Origin of the sequence: Allolucifera butyrica (genome assembly GCF_900476375.1) — a bacterium.
GTDB classification, from domain to species: Bacteria; Bacillota; Negativicutes; order Sporomusales; family UPPP01; genus Lucifera; species Lucifera butyrica.
On record NZ_UPPP01000093.1, the window covers coordinates 1 to 22,899 of the forward strand.

General features: G+C 44.1%; 19 protein-coding genes. 7 read left to right on the forward strand and 12 right to left on the reverse strand.

Annotated features, from left to right (window positions below; translation table 11 throughout):
* Positions 1–1,020: 1,020 nt before the first annotated feature.
* From LUCIF_RS18790 to LUCIF_RS18825, 7 genes are all read right to left on the reverse strand, one after another.
* Entirely contained in the window at positions 1,021–1,662 is a 642-nt protein-coding gene (locus LUCIF_RS18790) for a hypothetical protein (protein ID WP_165866071.1), read from the reverse strand.
* A 42-nt stretch (positions 1,663–1,704) separates the two neighbouring features.
* Positions 1,705–2,415 (reverse strand): ABC transporter ATP-binding protein, encoded by a 711-nt coding sequence (locus tag LUCIF_RS18795; RefSeq protein ID WP_122629389.1) that lies wholly within the window; start codon positions 2,413–2,415, stop codon positions 1,705–1,707.
* Between the two features lie 3 nt (positions 2,416–2,418).
* A complete protein-coding gene (locus LUCIF_RS18800) occupies positions 2,419–3,570 on the reverse strand; it encodes an ABC transporter permease (RefSeq protein ID WP_122629391.1) in 1,152 nt (383 codons plus the stop codon).
* Complete coding sequence (locus tag LUCIF_RS18805) at positions 3,567–4,799, reverse strand: efflux RND transporter periplasmic adaptor subunit (RefSeq protein WP_122629393.1); 1,233 nt, start codon at positions 4,797–4,799, stop codon at positions 3,567–3,569. The genes LUCIF_RS18800 and LUCIF_RS18805 overlap by 4 nt, the downstream gene beginning before the upstream one ends.
* 178 nt (positions 4,800–4,977) lie before the next feature.
* Positions 4,978–6,363 (reverse strand): sensor histidine kinase, encoded by a 1,386-nt coding sequence (locus LUCIF_RS18810; RefSeq protein WP_122629394.1) that lies wholly within the window; start codon positions 6,361–6,363, stop codon positions 4,978–4,980.
* Positions 6,360–7,031, reverse strand: a complete 672-nt coding sequence (locus LUCIF_RS18815; protein ID WP_122629396.1) for a response regulator transcription factor — start codon at positions 7,029–7,031, stop codon at positions 6,360–6,362. Before LUCIF_RS18815 ends, LUCIF_RS18810 begins: the two co-directional genes overlap by 4 nt.
* Before the next feature lie 915 nt (positions 7,032–7,946).
* Complete coding sequence (locus LUCIF_RS18825; protein ID WP_122629397.1) at positions 7,947–8,390, reverse strand: hypothetical protein; 444 nt, start codon at positions 8,388–8,390, stop codon at positions 7,947–7,949.
* 381 nt (positions 8,391–8,771) lie between these two features.
* Between LUCIF_RS18825 and LUCIF_RS18835 the strand changes: the two genes are divergently transcribed.
* From LUCIF_RS18835 to LUCIF_RS18855, 5 genes are all read left to right on the forward strand, one after another.
* Positions 8,772–9,500 carry an acyltransferase family protein gene (locus tag LUCIF_RS18835; protein ID WP_165866073.1) on the forward strand — a complete coding sequence of 243 codons (729 nt, stop codon included), beginning with the start codon at positions 8,772–8,774 and terminating at the stop codon, positions 9,498–9,500.
* A 229-nt stretch (positions 9,501–9,729) separates the two neighbouring features.
* A complete protein-coding gene (locus tag LUCIF_RS18840) occupies positions 9,730–11,229 on the forward strand; it encodes a peptidase G2 autoproteolytic cleavage domain-containing protein (RefSeq protein ID WP_122629402.1) in 1,500 nt (499 codons plus the stop codon).
* A gap of 168 nt (positions 11,230–11,397) precedes the next feature.
* On the forward strand, positions 11,398–12,060 hold the full coding sequence (locus LUCIF_RS18845) for an acetyltransferase (protein WP_122629404.1): 663 nt from the start codon (positions 11,398–11,400) through the stop codon (positions 12,058–12,060).
* Entirely contained in the window at positions 12,057–13,157 is a 1,101-nt protein-coding gene (locus LUCIF_RS18850) for a DegT/DnrJ/EryC1/StrS family aminotransferase (RefSeq protein ID WP_122629405.1), read from the forward strand. The genes LUCIF_RS18845 and LUCIF_RS18850 overlap by 4 nt, the downstream gene beginning before the upstream one ends.
* Positions 13,158–13,166: 9 nt before the next feature.
* Positions 13,167–14,303, forward strand: a complete 1,137-nt coding sequence (locus LUCIF_RS18855; protein WP_122629407.1) for a glycosyltransferase — start codon at positions 13,167–13,169, stop codon at positions 14,301–14,303.
* Position 14,304: 1 nt separating this feature from the next.
* On the opposite strand, the gene LUCIF_RS18860 is transcribed toward LUCIF_RS18855, so the two are convergent.
* Positions 14,305–15,459: a glycosyltransferase family 4 protein gene (locus tag LUCIF_RS18860; protein ID WP_122629408.1), complete on the reverse strand. Its 1,155-nt coding sequence runs from the start codon at positions 15,457–15,459 to the stop codon at positions 14,305–14,307.
* Between the two features lie 230 nt (positions 15,460–15,689).
* Here LUCIF_RS18860 and LUCIF_RS18865 point away from each other — a divergent pair, with 230 nt between their 5' ends.
* On the forward strand, positions 15,690–16,226 hold the full coding sequence (locus tag LUCIF_RS18865; protein WP_122629409.1) for a hypothetical protein: 537 nt from the start codon (positions 15,690–15,692) through the stop codon (positions 16,224–16,226).
* A gap of 192 nt (positions 16,227–16,418) precedes the next feature.
* Here the strand turns inward: LUCIF_RS18865 and LUCIF_RS18870 are convergent, their stop codons facing one another.
* The gene (locus tag LUCIF_RS18870) at positions 16,419–17,825 is read right to left on the reverse strand and encodes an MFS transporter (RefSeq protein ID WP_122629411.1); all 1,407 of its coding nucleotides are present in this window, start codon (positions 17,823–17,825) and stop codon (positions 16,419–16,421) included.
* A 122-nt stretch (positions 17,826–17,947) separates the two neighbouring features.
* On the opposite strand from LUCIF_RS18870, the gene LUCIF_RS18875 reads away from it, so the two are divergent.
* Positions 17,948–18,808: a LysR family transcriptional regulator gene (locus tag LUCIF_RS18875; protein ID WP_122629412.1), complete on the forward strand. Its 861-nt coding sequence runs from the start codon at positions 17,948–17,950 to the stop codon at positions 18,806–18,808.
* Between the two features lie 302 nt (positions 18,809–19,110).
* Here the strand turns inward: LUCIF_RS18875 and LUCIF_RS18880 are convergent, their stop codons facing one another.
* The 3 genes from LUCIF_RS18880 to nagA form a co-directional block, all read right to left on the reverse strand.
* A complete protein-coding gene (locus tag LUCIF_RS18880) occupies positions 19,111–20,256 on the reverse strand; it encodes an SIS domain-containing protein (protein ID WP_122629414.1) in 1,146 nt (381 codons plus the stop codon).
* Positions 20,257–20,329: 73 nt separating this feature from the next.
* Positions 20,330–21,658: a class II D-tagatose-bisphosphate aldolase, non-catalytic subunit gene (locus LUCIF_RS18885; RefSeq protein WP_122629415.1), complete on the reverse strand. Its 1,329-nt coding sequence runs from the start codon at positions 21,656–21,658 to the stop codon at positions 20,330–20,332.
* Between the two features lie 80 nt (positions 21,659–21,738).
* Complete coding sequence (gene nagA / locus LUCIF_RS18890) at positions 21,739–22,899, reverse strand: N-acetylglucosamine-6-phosphate deacetylase (protein WP_122629417.1); 1,161 nt, start codon at positions 22,897–22,899, stop codon at positions 21,739–21,741.

Below are 22,899 nucleotides of genomic sequence, written 5' to 3' on the forward strand. Positions count from 1 at the left end.
GCTAACTCGGCTATCCTTTTCAGTTTTGTTTCCAATGGCTTCCTGCCTCCAGTGCAGCATTGTTTCCCTTGCCAAGGGCACTACTATCTTACGTCCTTCCCTCCGCAGGCATTACCCTGCTTCATTGGTACTACTACGTAATCCGACTCCCTGCCACCTATTTGGCTTCCTCGTCTTCAACTTGTCGGCCATACTCCTTCCGGAGAGCAACAGGGTCTCCCAAGTTCTCACGGAGTAACTGTGTGTAGCATGCCAAGACCTTCGATCCCGGGGCGCCAAACTTAACTTGCCTTTATCGCTAAGCCCAGTGTTGTCTTCTGCTCGTCCCATGCATCGACCATTCCCATTAGGAATTTCGGGATTCTACTCAGCTTTCGCTTTCGGCCTACTACCTTTCCTACCTACGCTTAGACCTGGCGTTACCGCTTCAGTCCCAAGGCTGGATACCGGGTGGTTGGCTAGACCTTCCCAGACGGGATTCCCACCCGCTATACTCCGTGCGCTTCTTGGCGCACGGGACGGTTCTTTGACTCAGCTTGTCTTCAGGGACATAGAGACAAGTTCAGGAACTATGCCCATTTCCGTTTATCTCAAAACACCTATAACAAACTTTTATTTCTCATAAAAAACAAAACTCCTGCCAAATCCTATATATCGGGCAGAAGTTTATCAATGATAGAAAATCAAGCTTTTTGGTCATACCTATTCCCGACACCAAGCCCTACAGTCTGGGCCAATGGTATTTCAATAAGCGTTTATTGCACTGATAACAAGAAGAATCTTTCTAGTTTTAAATTATTGAATTTTTTATACTAATAAAATAAGTTTAAATCCGCATTTTTAGCGATTGCATACCCTAGACCAACTTCACAGGAAAGAATATCTTTTCCGGCTACCACAGTCGACCACCCTTTAAGCTTATCGGCAAGCTGAGTAACACCGTTTACACCCAAGAGTCATTGAAATGGTTGCCCGGTGAAGCATCTGATTTCCTTGTGGTGTAATTAGAAAGCGTCACGTTTATTTTGCTTGCTGTTGCCATGTATCAAAATTGACCTGCTGCTCTGGTGTAAGCTGCTGACGAATCGTTCGCATGGTATTGGCACGCAGCTGGGTAAGTTGTTGACGGAGTTCACTTTTCGTAATTGAGTTATCGCCAACTATTCTCCAGGCGGCTTCTTCGGAGCTTTCACTAATTTTGGCAATTTGAATTTTTTGCTGTCTAGTTAAATCTAGGCTTTTCAGCATTTCCTTTTTTCTTTCATTTTCACTTTGCCGCTGAGCTGACCATTGATCAAAAACGGCTTGCTGATTTGGGTCAAGCTGCCCACGTATTTCGCTTAATGCTTTATTGCGAATTGTTTGAATCTCATCCATTATGCCCCTAATTTGTCGGGGTCTCGCACTTTGAAGCTCCGATCCCTCTTGCATAACCTTCTCGTTAGCCTGACGAATGATTATTTTAATAGAAGCAACCTGTTGGTCAGTCAGATTTAACTCTTCAATTGGACTGGCAAACACGGGCAAGCAGATAAGCAAGACTACCCCTATCAGCAAGAACTGTTTTAAAATATTGTTTTTGTTATTCTTCATGTTTGTTTTCCTCTCTTTTTTGTAAAGTATGTATACCCAACCATTTTGCGGAATTTCCGACAACTTCATTCCTCATAGCCATTCCTAGTCTGTTCATAAACTTATTTGAAATCATGCACTGATTTCGCGCCCTTCCCCTTTCTCTTCATAAACCACCCCCTCCCGTATCCGATAAAGCCGTTTGAAAGTCGGAATAATGACTTCGTCGTGGGTTACAACAATGATTGCCGTTCCATATTGATTTGCTAATTTATTCAGCAAATCAACTACCATTAAGGATTTCTGACTGTCAAGGGGAGCAGTCGGTTCGTCCGCCAGTATTACAGGGGGGTTATTGGATAACGCTCGAGCAATGGCTACGCGCTGCGCCTGACCGCCGGAAAGCTGGTAAGGCTTGAACTCCGCTTTGTCGGCGATATCAAGGACCGTTAATAATTCCATGGCTCTTTGATGAGCAGATTTATCTGGCTGTCCCGCCAGCAGCATCGGCATCATGACATTTTCAAGATTGGTCAAAAACGGTATTAGATACGCAAATTGGAATATAAAACCGATTTTATCCCGTCTGAAAGCCCGTACGTCCTTAATTAGCCAGCCGTTATCAAAGATGGCTTCTCCACCAAGTTCCATTCGCCCGGCAGTCGGATCGATAATAGACCCCAGGCATTGCAGCAAGGTGGTCTTCCCTGAGCCACTTGCACCGATAAGGCCAATGACTTCTCCGGGATAAACAGCCATATTCACGCCCCGCAAAGCATCGACCGTTGTCGATCCTTTGCCGTATCGTTTCGTGATTTCTTCCATTACTATCGCCGGTTTCATAAATTATCCTCCTATTGCCGACGCCGGTTCGACTTTTACCGCCGCTCGAATACTGATGATGCTTGCCAAACTGCACATTACCATATTTAAGGCAAACGTAATTAGACGTATGTCAGCCGTGTATGTGATGTACCGCGGAAAAATCGGCAGCCATAGAACAGAAACGATTACGCCAACGGTATAGCCGATCATCCCAATCCCCCAGGCTTCCCGTAAAATCATCATGGTAATCAGGCCATTGCTAGCGCCGATTAACTTTAGAACCGCGATCTCTTTCAATTTCCCCATGGTCATTGTATAAATCAACAAAGCAACGATGGCGGCACTGACAACCTCGAAGATCCCCAGGAACAATCCAATTTGTTTTGCCGCTTTCTCGATAATCTTTGTAAGAAGAAGTTGTTTCATCTGCTCATAGGTATAGGTCTGAAAATGTTTCCACCGCTTGATATTTGCCGCCACCTGATCTGCACTCCAGCCTGGTGCAACCTTGATTAAAACGGCATTAGTCCGGTGATCGGCGATTTCATTATTTTCGTCGTTAGAATTATTTCTGTAGCGATCATTATAAATTGAAGTGTTGTCTTTTTTAAACTGCTCCTCTTGCGCGTCTTTCAGGCGAATATAAACAACGGGGTCACCGCTGGCGCTTACCATCTTTTCCACCAAACCGACAACCGTATAATCATGCCGTCTAATACGTATTTTATCGCCGATCTTAAACCCGCTTCTTACCTCAGCAATCGCCTCGTACCTCGATTGAATGATAGGCCTGCCGGCGACCATATGCGTCGGTTGCCCCATTTTACCATCTTCAAATCCCGCAACCATGATCCGGATGTCCTCCGTTCCCCGCTTGGCCTGCAAAGAAAAATACAGTACATTGGATACTTCCGCAACGCCGGGAAAGCCGGCCAGTCCCCGGTATTCATCATCATACAAAGTGGAAGCGTCAGCATAAGGGCCTGCCGTACCATCCTGAACTACCCAAATGTCGGCCCCGGAGTTGAGCGGCAACGAAAGTGCATCGGCAATCAGCCCACGATAGATGCCAAACAGGGTGATCGTCGCCGCGATCAGTAGTCCTAAAATTACCCCGGTAAGCGAGTATCGCCACCAGCTATGCCGAATGTCCCGTACAGCCAAGTTGATCACAATTCCGACACCATCCTAACGCGCGTCCCGTCAGTGATTTTGGATCTGCTGTACACAATCACTGTGTCTCCTTGCTCAAGCCCATTAAGAATTTGAACGTTACCATCCATGGTTTTCACTCCGGTTTTCACCGTCCTATAATAGGCCCTGCCATCGCGGATAACCCAGACGCCATCTCGGCCGTTCTCTGATTTAACTGCATTAGCCGGAACATATAAGGCATTCACGGCATCAGGCAAACTGATAGTCACATCCGCCAAATCACCTAGGAAAACGTTATTGGGAGTGTTGGTAATTTTCACGTCAACGAGCCGTTCTTCGGTGACCGTATCGCCTTGTGATTCCAGCCGTACAATCTTTCCGGCCAGTCTTTGGCTTTGGTTTGACCGCAGTACTATTTCCGCTGTTTGACCCAAAGCGATGCCGTTAAACTGGGTTTGATCAATCCGGGTTTGTACCCAGAGGGTTCGCAGATCAATGATATTGTACACAGCCTGCCCGGCAACCGCCGTGCTTCCCTCTTCCATATTACGGGCGGTAACGACACCATCAACGGGGCTAATAAGCAGTAAATTTTTCTTCTGCTCGATTTGTCCCTGATAATCCGCCTCCGCTTTCACCATTTTACTTTGCGTCGATTGGTAGTTTGACAGGGCTGAATCCACTACAGCCTGAGCAACCTTTGCGTTATTTTCTTGTGTGTCCAGTGATTCTTTGCTGATTGCCCCTTGTTCAAAAAGCTGTGTATAGCGTTCTATTTCTGCTTGAGCTAACTGATTTTGGCTCTTTGCTTGTTCAATTTGCGCCTGGGCGACCGCTGTATCATGTTGGCTGCTGACTAAAGCGGCATAGTAACTTGCGATACGCTGGTCCATATCGACTGGGTCGATTTCACCAATCACCTGACCCGCTTTAACCGAATCTCCTTGATCGACGTATAATTTCAGTATTTTCCCGGTCTGGACCGGCCCAACGTTATATGTCATTTTGGCCTGTACTGTGCCAATACCGAATACGGTTGGTTTGAGCGTACCTATTTCGGCTTTTGCAGCAACAACCTTCGCCGGTCCAATTGAACCGGTTCTATAAAGCCAAATACCTAAAGCACCAAAGGCTAGTAAAACTGGAACCCCGTATTTTAACCGGCGGTTGCCGGCAAGATAACGTAATAATCCACTCTGACCAACACTTTGTACCAATTTAGCCATTATCGCCTTAATCCAATTCACCAATGCCACCTCACTATATGCTTTGAAAACACTTTAGCCCCTATTAGAACAAAATCTACTCCAAAAGCATCTTCTATAAATTAATCTTAAATGAATATTGTTACATGAATTTGTCAGGTTTTTACTTTAGAAAAAAACAAGGGATGCAAGCCCATTCTTGCGTCCCTTGTTAAAGAGTTTACTCTACCCATCGTATCCGAATTTTAAATGTGGTACCTTCCCCTTTTTTGCTTTGTACCGTGATCTCCCCCCCCATAGCTTCAACCAAACCGCGGGTTATTGACAGCCCCAGGCCGCTACCGCCTGAGGAACGGTCCCGGGATTTATCCTCACGATAAAACCTCTCCCAAATCATTGGCAGTTCTTCGTCCGCGATACCTTTCCCCTGGTCAGACACGCTTACTTCGAGATAAGCGTTTTCCTTAGTTAAAGCCAGGCCGATTAAAGAATTTTTGGGAGCATAGCGTATGGCATTGCTCATCAGATTATCCAAGACTTGTTCGAATCGGCCGCTGTCACCAATAACGCAATGCTTGTCAGTGTAAATTTGCAAATTAAGTCTAACATTCTTTTTATGCAGTTGCGGTTCTACTTTATCGGCCTGACACATAAGCAGCGCGGCTAAATCAATTTTTTCCTGTTTGATCCGCATTTTTCCGGATTCCAACTGCTCCGAATCCATAATATCATAGACTAGTCGCGACATCCGATTGGTCTCGTCCAGTATTCTCTTAAGATAACGACTTTGATCTTCCTCATCTTCAGCAATACCATCCAGCAGTGCCTCTGTTGTGACTTTGACACAACTTAAGGGAGTTTTCAATTCGTGCGAAATATTGGCAAAAAACTCCCGCCGCGTTTGCTGAGTATGAAAAATTGACTCAGCCATCGCATTGAAAGTCTGACCTAGAGCACCTATTTCATCCTTACCGACGGTACTGGTGCGACTCGTATAGTCTCCGGCAGAAAAACGAACGGCAGCATTGGCAATATCGCCAATCGACCGGGTCAGCTTACGGGATAAAAGCATCCCCAGAAATATCGCGGCTATAATGCCGACAATAAACGGATATACGTAAAAGCGAGCCAATCTTTCTAATATATATTGATTTGAATTTAGAGTGTAGTACGCCACGATTATTCCCGGCCGTTCGCCAATCAATACTGGCACTGATACCGCGATAGCGCCACGTCCGACAAAGGACAGTCGGCCTTGTGATCTTACACTCTGCCAAAAATTGTCGCTTCTCATCGTTTCCGTATTATACTCTGGTGGCAACTGTCCCCGAAGCACCCTCCCATCGGCATCTTCAAGCCACATCGGCGTGCCAATGGAGTTACTGACCAATTGCCATTCTCTCATAGTAGGAATACGTCCGCTTTTTAGTTCTTCACCAAAGGAAGATGCTATGTTAGTAACCCGCTGGTTCAATTCTCCTTCTTTTTCCATTAGGTTCCCTTTATACACGAAGTAGATGATCGATCCTGTCAAAGTCAAAGCAATGAAAATGATCACCGTTATATGACTAATTACCTGGCGAAAAAAAATTGAATGCGTTTTCACGGCTTATTCACCTCAAACTTATACCCCTTTCCGCGTATTGTTTCTATATAATCGCCCGCGGCACCGATCTTTTTACGCATTCTGCTGATTGTTGTGTCCACAACGCGATCATCTCCATTATAATCATAACCCCAAATATTAACCAAGAGTTTTTCTCTGGTAAAAATCGTATGATTATTTTTCGCTAGAAAGTATAATAATTCAAATTCCTTTGTTGAAAGTTCGGTACTTTCCCCGTTATAGATTACCCTCTGCGTCCCCGGTTCCAATGAAAGCGATCCAAATTGCAAAACATCGCCTGTCAATGCGAGTTTACCGGTCCGACGCAAAACAACGCGGGCTCTTGCGACCAGTTCTCGTGGACTAAACGGTTTAGTGATATAGTCGTCAGCACCCAGATTAAAACCAGTAAGCCTATCATTTTCTTCGCCTAGAGCGGTTAAAAAGATTATCGGGACATTGCGCGTCAAGGTTTTTGCAATATCCAAGCCAGACATGCCTGGCATCATAATGTCAAGAATCAGCAAATCCGGAGAATGTGTTGTTTCGACTTCAAGCGCCTCGTCGCCGTCAGCTGCAGTAAAGACCTCAAAACCTTCTCGACGGAGATACCAGGCAACACCATTTCTTATGTCTTCCGAGTCATCAGCAATTAGAATTTTAATCATTGTCTATCACCCTTTTAAATAAAAATTTCATTTATTATATTTTAAACAAGAAAAATGACATGAATATGTCATTTCAAAGAGTGTCAAGAGGGACGTGAGTATCGAAACACAGTTGTCATTAACCCCGTTCCTAACAATTTCCACTGGGTGACGAGCTTGCTGTAAATACGGCCATACCTTGATTAAAAAAGTCTCCTTCGAAGACCGACAAAGACATTCTAGCAATGCTGGAATCCATTTTCTTATGCAAATAGAGGTGACATTTTCACAAGTTATTGACAGATATTACTTAGGTATGTAATTAAAAAGTTGTCTTTCTTCGGTTTTATACCATTCTTTATAATTGGGATTGTGCTCTTTTAAGATAATTGGAAACAACTCCCACAATTCTTTTAATGACATTCCTGATAAGTTTTTTTAATGCTTACCACCTCATCAGTAAGATTGTAAAAGGTTATTGCTCTAAAAGATGATTTTATCGTAGTAAAAAAGCGCTCTATCCATTGCAGTTAGCTTGCAAAGAAGAGCATCTTCTCCTCAGAACATGTTAAGGGAACGTTTTCGCCTTTTTGCCGCAACGCTCACCACCACGGCTTTTGACTATGGCAGCTTTTGAAGCCTCTACCTGTATGGCGACTTCGGAGGCAAAGATATTTCAAATAATGCATTTTATCAGCAGATTGTATAGCTAGGAAGATTGAAGTTTCAGCTGAAGCAAGTTATTTCAATGGTTCTTATTTTCAACCAGATAATCCGAATATCCTAAAAAACTAAAGCTCATCGCGCTGGAGTTCTAAATCCAGTTCGACGAGCTTCTTTAAATCATCAGTCGTTTTTATTTCTATGAGGTCCTTCTACTGTCTCTCTCCCGGGGGGCCCGGAATGAGACGGATGTTAGCGCATCCGTCTCATTTTCTAATCCTTCAAAGATGCAGTAAATAAATATTTATCAAATAACAATCCTAATAAAATCCCGTAAACACTAGTAGCTACCAGATGGGTGTAGTAATCGGCCATAGGTCTAATATCGAAAAAATGGCCCTCTATAGTCGCTGTTAATATGAGTTCAAAGACTCCCCAGGATAATAAACCGACTGCCAACCCTTTATAGACTAGATAATCTCGCCCCAGTTTGCCTATTGCATAATAGAACAAAACGGCAATAGTACCACCAGCTATAACATTTACAATGAACCCAATAAAAATTGAGGACCTGTTAAGTGTAACAAGAAGGCTATCCAATTCATATATGCTGTATTTTCCTATGCCTAAAACGACTAACAATTGTGTCACAATCTCACTTATTAACGTTGATAATGCACCTAAAAGACCTGCTAATAATGGTTTATCGTAGTTCATCACTTTACTTCTCCTTAAATAAATTACTATAAAAGTATTCCCCGAAAGCAGGGAACAATGCAGATTGCAAATATCAGGCAGTAATTTTTATAGCCGTCTGTCCCGTAAATTTTCCCCACCCTCGGACAATCACATCACAATACACCGCAGGTTGTCATGGGGCTGGGGTTAGCAGCGGGGATGACGCTAAATAGGGCTATATCAGAAAAGACTATTTTCCGGGGAGTGACAATTAAGGCATTAAAGTGTATGTTTGAGGCAAAATCACTTGAATTAATCATAAAACGTGGTTTAATAACAAGTATAATATATAAAATTCCGAATTGGAGGGGGATTCACTTTCGGCAACTAATTTTATGAAAAATTGGAGAGGTGGTGGTGGTGTACGGCGGTGATTACGCCGTTTATTGGGTTAGTAGAGCTGGGCGGGAAGGCGAATGGTTGGTGCGCCTGATTTCGCGAAAAACGGTTCCTGTTTTTGACAAGGAGCGAGTCAGGCCATCATTGACCAATGCCGTCATCCTTATCCTGATTATTTCCGTATGTGCATTTCTAATTAGGACCGTCGAGCCGATCGGGACAAATATTTTGAATATGCAACTCTGTTTTTTTGCCTCGTATATCGTACTTTTCATCGTGGGTATTATAGCTTACAGAAACAACCTGTTTGCAAGGATCGGCTATCAGACCGGGAAAAGATGGCTTATCTGCGGTATTGTCCTGGGCTTGCTATTTTGGTTGGTTTTGACAAAGAGAGCCAGCGCTATGCCAGGTGGAATGACCGCCCTTTTCGGAGGGGTGACCTGGGAGAGTGCAGTATATTTTCTGTGGGAATCATTTGTGGCAGTTGCCATGAGCATTGGGTTAATCGCCGTATTTAGAGAAAAATTCAATTATCAGAGCAGATTTGTCAAGGCACTGTCAGATAATTCCTTTGCTGTTTATATGTTTCATCCCCCGATTATTGTCGCGGTCTCTCTGTTATTTAGGTCTGCAGAATTATCACCAATAGTTAAATGGGTTATGCTATGCGTTATTTGTATACCGCTATGTTTTGCTATAACACACTTTGTCATCCGGAAAATACCACTTTTAAACAAAGTATTATAGGAAGGAAGACGCGGTGACGTTTCTCTTGACCCGGTCATATTTGAGTCTGAATTTTTCGCCCCAAGGATAATGCGCTAGCTAAAGCTGGCGTTTTTTTATGCTTTGAGCGAGGTTTCATTAAACGGTGACAGGGCATTTTTCCATAATCGGTTTTAGGTGACAATCGTGTTTTATGTAACATAGAATATATCAGCTCATAAGAAATTTAACGTTGAAGGGAGGTTTTTTTATGGATATTCCCAAGGACGGAACATTACTTCGGCAGGGTTCCTTTTCCCATACCGAAGGTTATGGCACGACTGCCGACGGTTTTGCGGCTCATGCCGAGGGTTATGTCACAAGCGCCGGCGTAAGTAACACGCAAGGCGTTGGGGCCCATTCCGAGGGCATGCTGACAACAGCCCAAAATAATGCCTCACATGCGGAAGGATACAATACATCGTCTACCGGGTATGCCGGCCATACGGAAGGATACCAGACGGCGGCGGCAGGTACTGCGGGCCATGCCGAAGGATATTTGTCATCGTCATCCGGTAATTACTCCCATGCCGAAGGCCAAGACACGATGGCCGGCGGAACGGCCTCCCATGCGGAGGGGCTTAACACGACAGCCAGCGGTGACGGAGCCCATGCCGAAGGGGTTATTGATGCAACCGACACTACTTTTGTTATCAAGGCGTTGGCCCGTGGTTCCCACGCCGAAGGAATAGGCACGACGGCAGGCGTGGATAATGCTACCGGTATAGGGGCTCACGCCGAAGGGTACCACACAGTGGCCAGCGGAGATTTTTCCCATGCGGAGGGGGAAATCACGACAGCCAGCGGTGAAGCGTCCCATGCGGAAGGAGGAGACACAACGGCCAGCGGTACTTTTTCCCATGCGGAAGGCGTGGCTACAAATGCCACCGGCAACTTTTCCCATGCGGAAGGCAATGTTACAGTCGCTAGCGGCCTTTATTCCCACGCCGAAGGATCGCAAACAACTGCCAGTGGTGATAACTCCCATACCGAAGGGCTTCTAACGAATGCAGGCGGTTTTGAGGGAGCCCACATTATCGGCCAATTTGGCCAGGCTACCAATCCGTATTCCTGGTTCTTGGCTAATGGCACCGATGCTATCAATGTGGGAATCGGCGCGAAAATTATTGGCAATGACCCGCTCCAGCCAGGTGTAACCAATGCTTATATTGACGGAGCCTGGATCGGTGGCGGGGCCGACTATGCCGAAATGTTTGAGACGGTGGACGGGCAGTCGATTGAACCAGGGTATTTTGTCACGCTGGACGGCGAAAAAACTCGAGTCGCACATGCTAATGATGATTTTGTCCTGGGCGTGACCAGCGTGAATTATACTGTCCTTGGTAACAGCGGCGAACTGCGCTGGAAAGGCAAATATCTTACCGACGAGTGGGGGAGAGTTCTGAGACGGGAAGTAGTCGTGCCGGCGGTGACCGGTGAAGACGGCCATGTGATTCGTCCTGAACGGAAGGTAGTGCAGCCGGTGTTAAACCCGGCCTGGGATAATACCCAAAAGTATATTTCCCGCCTGCTGCGCCCCGAATGGGTAGCAGTCGGCCTGATCGGAAAAGTGTTGGTTCGGGACGACGGAACAAGTCAGGCCAATGGCTACTGTACCGTCACGGATAGCGGTGCCGCTACCACAGCGGCCAACGGGTACAGGGTGCTCAAACGTACCGGCGACAGGCAGATTTTGATATTGTTTAAGTAATATGGCGCGTATATCGTTACCTGTCGAGGCTTCCAGGGGATTCTTCCCCTGGGAGCCTTTTGGTTTCGGGAAGGTTGGAATGTTTTTCGCATCATCACAAAAGTATCTCACTGTCATATAATGTATAAATCGACATACAGCCCGGAGAACGGAAAAAGGAGGAGCGGAATGGAACTGCAGCGGGAGCCGGTTGTCATTCTTGGCGCTGGCGGCCACGCCAAAGTGATTATCGATATTATCCGGGCACAAGACTTGTACGACATTATCGGGTGCCTGGATCAAGCGAAAAACTCCGGTCACTGTGTGGCGGGAGTTAAGATCATCGGCGAAGACTGTATGCTGGAAGAAATCGCCAAAAGCGGCGTGAATAAAGCGTTTGTCGCCATCGGCGATAACAGAAGACGGGCGGAGCTGGCGCATCGGGTGCGCCGACTGGGTTTTGTCCTGATTAACGTGATTAGTCCCCATGCCTATATTTCCGCTGCCGCTATGCTGGATGACGGCGTTGCCGTGATGCCCGGGGCAATCGTCAATGCCGGCAGCCGCATCCTGAGCAATGTAATCATCAATACCAAAGCATCGATAGATCATGATTGCGTACTGGAAAGCAACTGCCATATCGGTCCCGGCTGCACCTTGGCCGGCAACGTCCAGGTAGGGGAAGGAACGTTTTTAGGCACCGGGACCAGTGTCATTCCCCGGGTTCGCATCGGTTGCTGGAGTATTACCGGTGCCGGAGCGGTGATCGTTGCTAATATACCGGACAATGCGCTGGCTGTGGGCGTTCCCGGCAGAGTGGTAAAAAATAGCCGGTCAAGGAGAATGTCATGAGATTACCGATCGCACAACCGAAGCTGAACGGCAACGAAATGATGTATGTAATGGATTGTCTGGAAACCAACTGGATTTCATCAAAGGGTAAATACATCGAACTGTTTGAAAAACAGTTTGCCCAGTATATGAACGTCGCTCATGCGGTGACCACCAGCAACGGTACGACGGCATTGCATTTAAGTCTGCTTGCCTTTGGTGTGGCTCCCGGCGATGAGGTCATCGTGCCGACGCTGACTTTCGTCGCTACCGCCAACGCGGTGCGCTACTGCGGTGCCACCCCAGTTTTCGCCGATGCGGAAGGCGAGACATGGAATATCGATCCGCAGGCAATAGAAGCCAAAATCACGCCGCGGACCAAAGGCATCATCGCTGTTCACTTGTATGGTCACCCGGCCGACATGGACCCCATCATGGACATCGCGCGCCGCTACGGCCTTTTCGTCGTCGAAGACACCGCTGAGGCGCACGGCGCTGAGTATAAAGGCCGCAAAGTTGGGACGATCGGCGATGTCGGCGCTTTTAGCCTCTACGGGAATAAAATCATAACCACCGGTGAAGGTGGTATGATTACGACTAATAACGCCGCGCTGGCGGCCAAAATAATGCTGCTAAAAGGCCAGGGCATGGACCCGGAGCGGCGGTACTGGCATCCGGTCATCGGTTACAATTACCGCATGACCAATATTCAGGCGGCGATCGGCCTGGGCCAATTGGAGAAAATAGACTGGCATATCGAAAACCGGCTCCGGGTGGCCAGGCTGTACCGGGAGCGGCTGTCGTCATTCCGGGAGCTGACGCTGCCGGCGAAAAAACCGTGGGCTAAAAATGTCTATTGGCTGTTTACTGTATTATTGAATACCGACAAAATATCACGGGACTGCGTCACGGCTCGTTTGGCCACCGCTGGTATTGAAACGCGGCCGGTTTTTTATCCGGTGCATATGCTACCGCCCTATGTACGGTCTGAGCGTTCCGCCGGTTTTCCGGTAGCAGAACGGATTTCCCGGAGCGGTTTTAACCTGCCGACTTACGCTGATCTGACCGAAGCCGAAGTGGCTTATATCTGCGAGCAGCTTATTAAATCTGTAAAGTAGGGTGAAATTATGCGGGTTGGCATCTATTTGGGATATCCCTTTCCGGTGCTGCTGGCCGGAGAAGGAATAGGCAGGTACGTCGTCCGGCTTGCGGCGGGGCTGCTGTACGAAGAACCAGGAACTGAGATTCATATACTGGTGATGCCGCCTAATGTCACGGAAGTAGAGCAGATGTTCACAAGATTAAAGCTGGAATTCCCGTCAAGGCTTACCATTTACTGTTCGGACGATTTACGATGGATAAATACAGGCGTTCCTGTGGATTTATGGATCGTGCCGTGGGTAGGACTGGAGTCTGCCCAATATTTGACCAAACCGCTGCTTGTCTGCCTTCATGATCTGGCCTGGCTGCATGTACCGGAACTTGAAGACCTGGGAAAATGGATTGATGGCACGGCAAAAACGCTCACCCGCAAAGCGGCGGCGGTGATTTGCAACTCCAGCTACATCCGTACCTGCGATGGTCTGGACTATCTTAAGCTTTCCCCGGAAAAAACCCATGTCATCAGGCCGGCGGCCCCGGCGGAGGAATACTCCAGTTTTGCTTTGTGCCAGGAACAGGAGTTTCGCGAACAATATCGTTTGAATCATAACTACTTTGTCTTTCCTTCCATCATACGGCCACATAAAAATCATCTCCGCCTGATTAAGGCTTTCTTTAGGTTCAAACAAGAGCAGACAACAAGGAAAACCGAATTGGACCTGGTATTTACCGACTATTGGGAGAATTTTTACCACAAGAGCGAACTGCTAAGAGGGTGTGACCCCCTGTTCGACAGCATCAAATTTCTTGGCAGACTGCCGGCCCACGCTCTACCGGCCCTGTACAAATATGCTGCCGGTACCGTAGTACCTACCTTGTTTGAGGGCAGTTGCCCCTTTCCGATTTTGGAATCCCTGCTCATGGGGACACCTGTATCCTTCGGCAGGATCGCCGTAGCAATGGAAGTAATTCGCGACCGCGGCGCCTTTATCACCTTTGATCCTTACGACGTGGCGGACATACAAAGAGCAATCGGTGAGCTTTGGGAAAGCGGAAAAAGTACCGCGGTAAAACAAAAAACCGCTTTAAGCTACGTTCTTGCGCGGACATGGCGGGATGTGGCCCGGGAATATCACACTGTATTCGACCGGATTATGGGGTAGCCTATTGTCGATTGGGTAGCAAAATGCTCCTGAAGACCTGCACATATTGTTCGGCAATGTCGCGCCAACAAGGGCGGGCATCGTTGCTGCCGAGCATGACGGAGTTTTTATATGTATGGTAGTTCAGCAGCATTTCTTCCAAGGCGGCAGCAATCAAGACAGGTGATTCGGGATCAAACCACACGATTTTAGCGCTGCGGGCTGCCAGGTGTTCCCGCATTACCGGAATGTCGGAGCATAATACCGGCGTCCCCATACTTAGCGCTTCTTCCACCGGATAACTTCCCCCACCTTCGGCAAGACTCGGCATAATTAATGCCTTGGCATTCCTTATTAGTAAATTTACGTCATTATCGCTGACATAGCCTAACGGGACGAGATCTGCACCGAGCTGTAAGCCGCTGCGCTTGATAAGCGATACGAGCACCGGCAGATAAATTTTATCCGGCCAATCGGGTGGTTCCAGCGTCAAATCTTCCGTCTGATAACCGCATAGGACTAACGGGTACTGCTTCCGGCGGGCAAACTTCGCATAGGCTAGCAGGAGGTTATAATGGTTTTTATGCGGGGCGGTATTGGAAGGATACAGGATATATTCCGGCGGAAGTTTTTTCGCTACGCCGGGGGATAAGGTTTCAGCGGTAAAAACAGTGGCTGGTGAAATGGCATGGGAAATGACCGCCGCATTCTCGTGCTTTTTGCCGAAGTTGGCGATCAGTCTTGACTTTATATAGCGTGACGGAACAACAACAGCGGAACAGTTTTCAAGCCAGTCTTTGGCTTGGGCCCAGGCATGCTTCAGAATTGCGCCGGACAAAAACGGCGGCACGAAATCAAATACGGTGGTGTCATGAAAAGTGCATATCATTGGTTTGCCTGCAGGTTCATAAACCATACCGTGGGGCCAAAAGCAGTAGACAAGATCAAATGCTTCGGCCAGATGTTGCAGGGGTACTACCTCCTGGTTGTCGCTGTAGGAAATTGTTAACTTAGACTGAGGGGAAAGCGCCATTCGTTCCTTTAATTGGCTCATCGAATGAATTACCAGGTGAATGCGGGCTACTTCTTCCAGTTCAGCCATAGCCGGAAGCAGATTTGCAAGCAGTCTTCCTCCTCCGCCTATCGACACGGCAGAGCACCATACGAGAATCTTCATAAAGTCGAGTATCCCTTCCCAATTATATAATCACCAGCGCTGATTCCCGGTTGCAGTAGGTTAAATCAGCTTTGCACATACATACTATATTGACCTGCCTAGGAAAAAATTACCTAAAATGTTTAACCCCGTCCCCCTAGTAACAGGACATAACAGTGACACCTTATTATAATAAGGTACTCGCGACATGGTTATAATAATCATGTAAACTGATTGCCGGAGGGATTGCTGTGAGTAACCAAGTACTGCTGTGGGGACTGTTAATTGTTCCGCTTCTAACCTTATTTTTTATACCCAGAGAAGATATTAAGCGGTTTATGCCGGTAGCTTTATTAGCTATAGTAACGAGCATACTGGTAGTACAAGTAGGTGAAACATTGCAATGGTGGCACTTTAAAGAAGCGGCTTATCCATTACGAGACCCTTCTTACCTCTATAGTCTAAACCCCATTGCAACTATACTGATTTTTCGTTTTACCTATGGACGGTTTTGGTTATTCCTAGCAGTTGATGCGGTATCTAATTATATATTTTCTTACCTGTTTATTGATTATTATTTGGGAATTAGGGACATACTCCAGTATTTAAAGTTAGGTCCCTTCCATGCATTACTACTCACTACAGTTACGGGAGTTTTGTTATATTGGTATCAAATGTGGCAGGAAGGTATATTTATTCGTACTGAAAAAACAAGCGTTTCGTCGAATTTGCAACCAGCAGCGACCAAATTATTGGATCAAGAAGGTGATAATAATTCAGAACATTAATTGGAGTAACATCAGTATGACCATTTCCGTTCATCTCAAAACGCCTACAACAAACCTTTATTTCCCATAAAAAACAAAACTCCTGCCAAATTTTACATATTAGGGCAGAAGTACAGATATCCTTAATTTTTGTTTGATTGTCTAGTATCCGAGGGGCAAAATTGTTCCAGGCGGTTTGCTCTACCCAAGACATCACATACTGCTGCGTGATTTATTCATTGAGAAAGAGCAGATAAATCCTATTATGCCGAAAACAGCTCCTACCCACATTATGGTTGAAAAAGTGGATAAAAAAGCCTGTTCGGCAGGAATGTCCTTTTTGGATAGGATTAAGAGCATAAAACTGAATAATGAACCGCCAATAGTTGTGCCTGCAATCATTCCGATATTTCGGAAGGTAGCTACAACGCCAGATGCAACACCTTGATAGTCTTTCGGAGCAGCACCCATTATGGCGGAATTGTTGGGTGCTGCAAAGACACCTGTGCCAAGTCCAGCACATATCAGTCCAAGAATTAATAATAAAAATGCTATGGAAGACGTCGTTTTCGCCATAATTCCAAACAGAAGAAGACTAAGAATACTGAATCCCATACCGGTCATTGAAAAAATTCGTGAACCCAGACGGTCGGATAAAGCTCCCACAATCGGTGAACATATCATCATAATAAAGGGGGTAATGGTGAAAATAATACCAGTTTCCATAGCGGAACTGTGTAAAACCTGATCAAAATAAAACGGAATAATAAATAATGTCAGGTAAAAGCAAAGATAATTAAATGCAGCTCCCATTGCACCAAAACCGAAGTCTCGAATCCGAAAAAGTGAAAGGGGCATCATTGGAGATCGCGCCTTTCGTTCTGAATGGAAAAATAGTATAAAAGAAAGAACCATAAGGATAAAAATCAGCAGAAGAATAAAATAAGAGCTCGTTATCGAAGCCCCGTTCATAAGTATCGTAACTGCTGTCATAGCAATTGCAAAGAATACCATACCTCGAATATCTATTGATTTAACACTTGTCACATTAATATCCTTAACATAAAGAAATGCTAATATAAATCCGCCTAAACCGAAAGGAACAGAAATGAAAAAAGTAAAATGCCAACCTAAAAACTGGGTAATGCTACCTCCGAATAAAGGCCCAAGTGAAAGCCCAATATAAGTCATCAACGCCTGAATTCCAAGTGCCTTACCTCTTTCCTCAGAGGAAAATGTGGTTGTTATAATCGCAGGTCCGACAGACAAGAGAATTGATCCGCCAAACGCCAGTAAAGCTCTGCCTAAAATTAAGGTGAAGAAATTTGACGAGTAGCCGCATAAGATTGATGAACATGTAAAAAGCACAAATCCGAACATAAATATTTTCCGATGCCCCCAAAGATCGGAAAGCCTCCCGATTGGGATTAACGTAACCGTCATAATGAGCAGATAAATTAAAACGATCCACTCAGATTGGCTGAGTGTCGTTTTTAGAGAATGTTCTATAATGGGTAAAATAGTGCTTGTTAGGCTTGAATTTAAAGAGGAAAGAAATGCACCAATTCCTACACAGAGAAGAACAAACCATTTATTTTGTCCTGGAAGAATACTATCCATAGAATTAAAACCCCTACCTTATATTTTTTATAAAGTTATTATATCGCGCTAATATATATATGTAAAATACGTAAATATGATATAATTTATATATAAATATATATAAATCAGGAGTGTTTACGTTGGATCTAACACAGCTTACTTACTTTAAAGCAATAGTTGAGGCAGGTAGCATTACCAAGGCGGCAGATCGAGTTCATGTCCCACAGCCTTATTTAAGCAATCAGTTAAAGAATATGGAACATGCACTTGGCGTAAAGTTAGCAATTAGGAGTACTCGAAAATTTCAGCTTACTGACGCAGGAAGACGTTTTTTTGAGCGGGCTACACAAATTCTTGAACTGATGGATACAACAAGTAAAGAATTAGAATCGTATGAAGCTGGATTGCAGGGTACGCTTAAAGTTGGAACGATTTCAACATCCGCAGCAATTCTCTTATCTGATTCCATACGAAAGTTTCATGAGAAATACCCGGATGTTAAATTTGAAATTAGAAATATGGTTACACAAAAAATACAGGAATCACTAAAAATTGGAACAATCGAACTTGGAATTATACGTACTCCATTTAACACAGATGATTATGATTCATTCAATTTGCCTAAACAACCAATGGTTGCTATCCAAAATACTGAGTACGAAAGCAACGAGAACATCATTCGGCTTAGTGAGCTTTCAAAAAAACCTTTGCTCGTTAACTACAGGTTTGAATCTATAATAATTGACGCCTTTCACTCAGCAGGCTTTGAACCAAATATTCTATGTAAAATTGATGATACACGCTTAATATTACTTTGTTCAAATTCCGGAATGGGTACAGCAATCATTCCCAAGGATTGGGTCAATATTTTACCTGGGCTAAATTTGTACTATCGTGAAATTACCGCTCCAACATTGGAAACCAGTTCTGCCGTTATATGGGCGAAAAATCATACCTTATCTTCTGTCGCGCGAAATTTCTTAGATACTTTTAAACAATAGTAAGTATTCCATTTCAGTAAACGTCCCAAATTGTTTACTTATGGTAGGTAGAAGGTACTTTATATGTAAAAAGGCCATCGCACCAATTTCGCTCGTGCAATGGCCCCCTTAACTCCAGGAAATAAAGCAATCACTTTATTTCCTGTCGTAATATTCATTTCCGACCATATATCCCTTATCAAGAGATGGATTTAGTGTAATGGTTCCAATCATGCTTTTCCCGCGCTCCCGCACATCCGAATCTTTTCTAGTATGACTTTTTCCAGTGTTTCTAAGTTATGTATATAAAGCAAAGTTTGTAATTATATATGGATGCTTACTCCTTGTACAACTTTGTTTACTTCCCCGCTAGGAAACGGATTATCGGGAGTACATCCTAATTGTAAAGAAGCATATAATGCGAAAATTTGTGCAACAAGCAGAGGAATAAAGAAAGTAAAAGCATCAGTTAACTTTTCTTGTTCCGAATTGAAAACATATATATCTGCCAATTCTTTAATCTTTGCATCATATTGATCAGAAACAATAAGTAATTTATGCTTTCGGGATTGCGACAATTCTCGTATCATATCCATGTCATATTTTTGGGTATACTCATTATTGGAGACAAAATACATGATTACAGTGTTGGGAGTTAACATTGCCTTAGGACCATGGCGAAAACCCATAGGAGTGTCATAGCGGGATATAATTTTTCCCGCCGTCAGTTCGAGCAACTTTAAAGCAGATTCTCGCGCTATACCAAATAAATTACCGGCTCCCAATACGACCATTCTATCAACATGTTTCTGATAAGCGCTAGCAATCATCCTCTGTTTACTTTCTATGACAGCCTCCGCATAATTTGCAACCGTATCCACTGGTTTGCTAAGATCTTCGCTACTATTTAAAATACTGTATGCTGCCAATAACATACCGCTTGTACTGCTAGTCATAGCAAAACCATTATCATGAGCTTCATCAAACTTAAAATTCAACGTTCTCTCATTGGTTATTCCAGCCAATTCCCCCTGGCTATTACAGGTAATGACAATATGAAAAACATTATCTATCATCTTTTCCGCAAGCTGAATTGCCGCGACACTTTCCGGACTGTTTCCGGATCGTCCAAACGAAATTAATAAAGTTTCAATATCTTTTATTAAATATTGTTCTGGATTTGCAACAATATCCGTTGTATGGATTGATTCAACATGGTTGAATCCCAATTCTTTTCTAACTAACGGTGCCAACGCATCCCCTATAAAACCTGAACTTCCCGCCCCGGTAAAGATAACTCTAGTATCTTTACCAATTTTCATTATGAAGTTTTTTATTTCCTCTTTCCGAAGTACTATTTTTCCATATATCGATTTCCACACATCAGGCTGGCGCAAAATTTCGTCTACCGTATCCCCGCTTTTTCTTTCCAATACAGTCTCTCTCTCAAATCCAAATATTTCACACATATTTCTCGCTCCTCTTCCATATATTTAGCAACCATTTCTTATATCTATTAATTCTTCCAGATAAATTATTTCATTACCGGCACACGCTTCCAGGTTTTACAGCGTACATATAATCATCAATGCAATTAATGATTCTATCTTTTAATAGACTCTCAGGGTCTCGCTTTAACAAACCATTTTGTATTTTCTTGTATTGCATTGGCATAAACTGGCTTATCAAGCTTAACGGAATATCCACCAAATGCAAATTTTTTATCAATTTGTCAAAAGCATACTGAACTTCACGAACAGGTAGGTAATACCTACACCTATCAGAAAAACTAAACTTTCTCGCATACCTAATCTTAGCTGGCTCCCCATGATAATGATTTTTCCAGTTATCGGGATTATTAACCATGTAGTAGTCCAAAACTTCCATAAACCTAGACTGTTCAACGTTATAGTTAAATCTAAACAGCTCAGATTCCATATAGCTTAATGCGAATAGCCCCTCTCTCAAGGCAAATGTTAATGCTGGTCCAACCTTCAAAATAGCTATCCCGTCTTCGACCATCTCCCTAAGAGCGTGAGCCGGCTGATAATCAGTCGAATGGCCTTCAAATATAAGTCCTGGATATCTCTTTAAAGCCGCGCTCAGTTCCTGCGCTGCAGAACGCTTATATTCGTGTATACTTTCATTACCGAATTCTACCCCCGGTTGTACTACAACGGCAATCACGTTATCCCAGACCACATCCAATTGATATTTCTGAAAAGCCTTTTTAAATGTCTCTATTGTTCTTTCAAAATCCATGACTTTAGTAACGTGAATCCCCTCTTCTACCTCTTGACTTCCACCCGGAATAGGCACTTCACTCCCCACCACATACACCGGGTTAATGGCATCTGGCTTATCCTTCCGTAATTCAGTAAAAGCTAACTCCGCTTCCTTACATAACATCGCTCCTCTCGTTGCAATGATTTCAGTATCCAGCGGAGTATTTTGCTGATCATCCGCTAACTTCATACTCGTATCAATATGGATTTTAGTAAATCCAGCCATAACATACTCCCTTATTAATTCTTTCGATTTCTGCATAGCTGAATTTGCATCTTCACTATTCCACGTTAACGGCCCTAAATGATCGCCGCCAAAAATTATTTTGGTTTGCGGAAATCCTATTTTTGCTGCTAATGAGTACACAAATTCGCGAAAATCGGCTGGTCTCATGCCCGTGTATCCGCCAAATTGATTCACCTGATTAGCAGTTGCTTCTATCAACACATGCTCGTTGTCAATCAAAGCCCGTTCCATTACTGCTGTAATTACGAATTTATCAGCACTACATGCTGAATATATGCCGCATGCCAGACCATTCTTTTGCTTTTCTACCAGGTCTTTCAATGGATGCTTAATATACATATAATCACTTCCTTTCACAAAATTAATTGTAGTTGTCAACAAGGTGGTAATGACGTCATTACCATTTTGCTGACACTCAATTATCTTTGATAGACAATTTCGCCTTTAATCAGGGTTCTTACTACTTGGAATTGATTATCCACAATTATCAAATTTGCTTTATTGCCTATTCGAATACTGCCTATCTCATTCTCTAGTCCCAGCATTTTAGCAGGATTACGCGAAGCCATATTAATAGCGTCTGTGGGATTAATCCCCATTTTTGTTATAAGCCCTGCGACTTCTTTCAGCAAATTAGTTGTGCTGCCTGCTAGTGAGCCATCACCTGTTCGCGCAATAGAATGGTTGACAGTTACTTTAACTTGACCGAGTTTATATTCCCCGTCTTCCAATCCCGCTGCTTCCATTGCGTCACTGACTAAAATTATTTTATCCTTAGGTTTACAGCGTAGTAGTATTTCCATCACAGCAGGATGAACGTGTGTAAAATCGGCAATCAACTCTGCATAGATTTTATCATTGGTCAAAACCGCCCCAACTGCCCCCGGTTCTCGGTGGTGAAGGCCTTTCATGCCGTTAAAGGTATGAACAGCGATATCCGCTCCGGAAAAAACTGCTTTTTTCATTTCTTCAAAAGTAGCATTAGTATGTCCCAATGAAACATGTATGCCTTTTTGAACTAAGTACTGAATTAAGTCAATTGCATTCTCTTTTTCCGGCGCCAAAGCAACTGTTAAAATGCTCCCGCCGGCAGAGTCAATAAATCCCTTTATTTCTTCTATTTGAATCGCTCGCAGCAACTCTTCCGGCTGAGCACCTCTATGCTTACTTGTAAAATATGGTCCTTCTAAATAACAGCCTAATATCTCTGCCCCTTCTACCTTCCCTAAACATACATGTATATTTTTTAACGCCATGTTCATTTTATCTAAAGAAGCGGTCATAACAGCAGGAACAAAAGATGTCGTACCGTTCTTTGCCAAAAACTTGGATACTTCATTCACCGAAACAAAATCAGCTTGCATAACATCATAAGAATTTGCTCCATGAATGTGTGTATCAATGAATCCAGGCATTATACCCATTTCTTGGCGATCCCATAAACATTCAACATTTACGTTGTTTTCCTGTTCTACAATATCTTCTATTAGACCATCCTTTATGACGATCTTACCATTCTCAATGATCTTGTTTTCCAGATATATTTTTTTTGCAGATATTGCATAATATGATGTATTCAT

Excerpts from the sequence above, each read along its gene's own strand:
- LUCIF_RS18840 (WP_122629402.1), top strand. The coding sequence starts at position 9,730 with ATGGATATTCCCAAGGACGGAACATTACTTCGGCAGGGTTCCTTTTCC.
- LUCIF_RS18855 (WP_122629407.1), top strand. The coding sequence starts at position 13,167 with ATGCGGGTTGGCATCTATTTGGGATATCCCTTTCCGGTGCTGCTGGCC.
- LUCIF_RS18795 (WP_122629389.1), bottom strand. The coding sequence starts at position 2,415 with ATGAAACCGGCGATAGTAATGGAAGAAATCACGAAACGATACGGCAAA.
- LUCIF_RS18815 (WP_122629396.1), bottom strand. The coding sequence starts at position 7,031 with ATGATTAAAATTCTAATTGCTGATGACTCGGAAGACATAAGAAATGGT.
- LUCIF_RS18845 (WP_122629404.1), top strand. The coding sequence starts at position 11,398 with ATGGAACTGCAGCGGGAGCCGGTTGTCATTCTTGGCGCTGGCGGCCAC.
- LUCIF_RS18825 (WP_122629397.1), bottom strand. The coding sequence starts at position 8,390 with ATGAACTACGATAAACCATTATTAGCAGGTCTTTTAGGTGCATTATCA.
- LUCIF_RS18790 (WP_165866071.1), bottom strand. The coding sequence starts at position 1,662 with ATGAAGTTGTCGGAAATTCCGCAAAATGGTTGGGTATACATACTTTAC.
- LUCIF_RS18870 (WP_122629411.1), bottom strand. The coding sequence starts at position 17,825 with ATGGATAGTATTCTTCCAGGACAAAATAAATGGTTTGTTCTTCTCTGT.
- LUCIF_RS18885 (WP_122629415.1), bottom strand. The coding sequence starts at position 21,658 with ATGTATATTAAGCATCCATTGAAAGACCTGGTAGAAAAGCAAAAGAAT.
- LUCIF_RS18880 (WP_122629414.1), bottom strand. The coding sequence starts at position 20,256 with ATGTGTGAAATATTTGGATTTGAGAGAGAGACTGTATTGGAAAGAAAA.
- LUCIF_RS18850 (WP_122629405.1), top strand. The coding sequence starts at position 12,057 with ATGAGATTACCGATCGCACAACCGAAGCTGAACGGCAACGAAATGATG.
- nagA (WP_122629417.1), bottom strand. The coding sequence starts at position 22,899 with ATGAATACATCATATTATGCAATATCTGCAAAAAAAATATATCTGGAA.
- LUCIF_RS18860 (WP_122629408.1), bottom strand. The coding sequence starts at position 15,459 with ATGAAGATTCTCGTATGGTGCTCTGCCGTGTCGATAGGCGGAGGAGGA.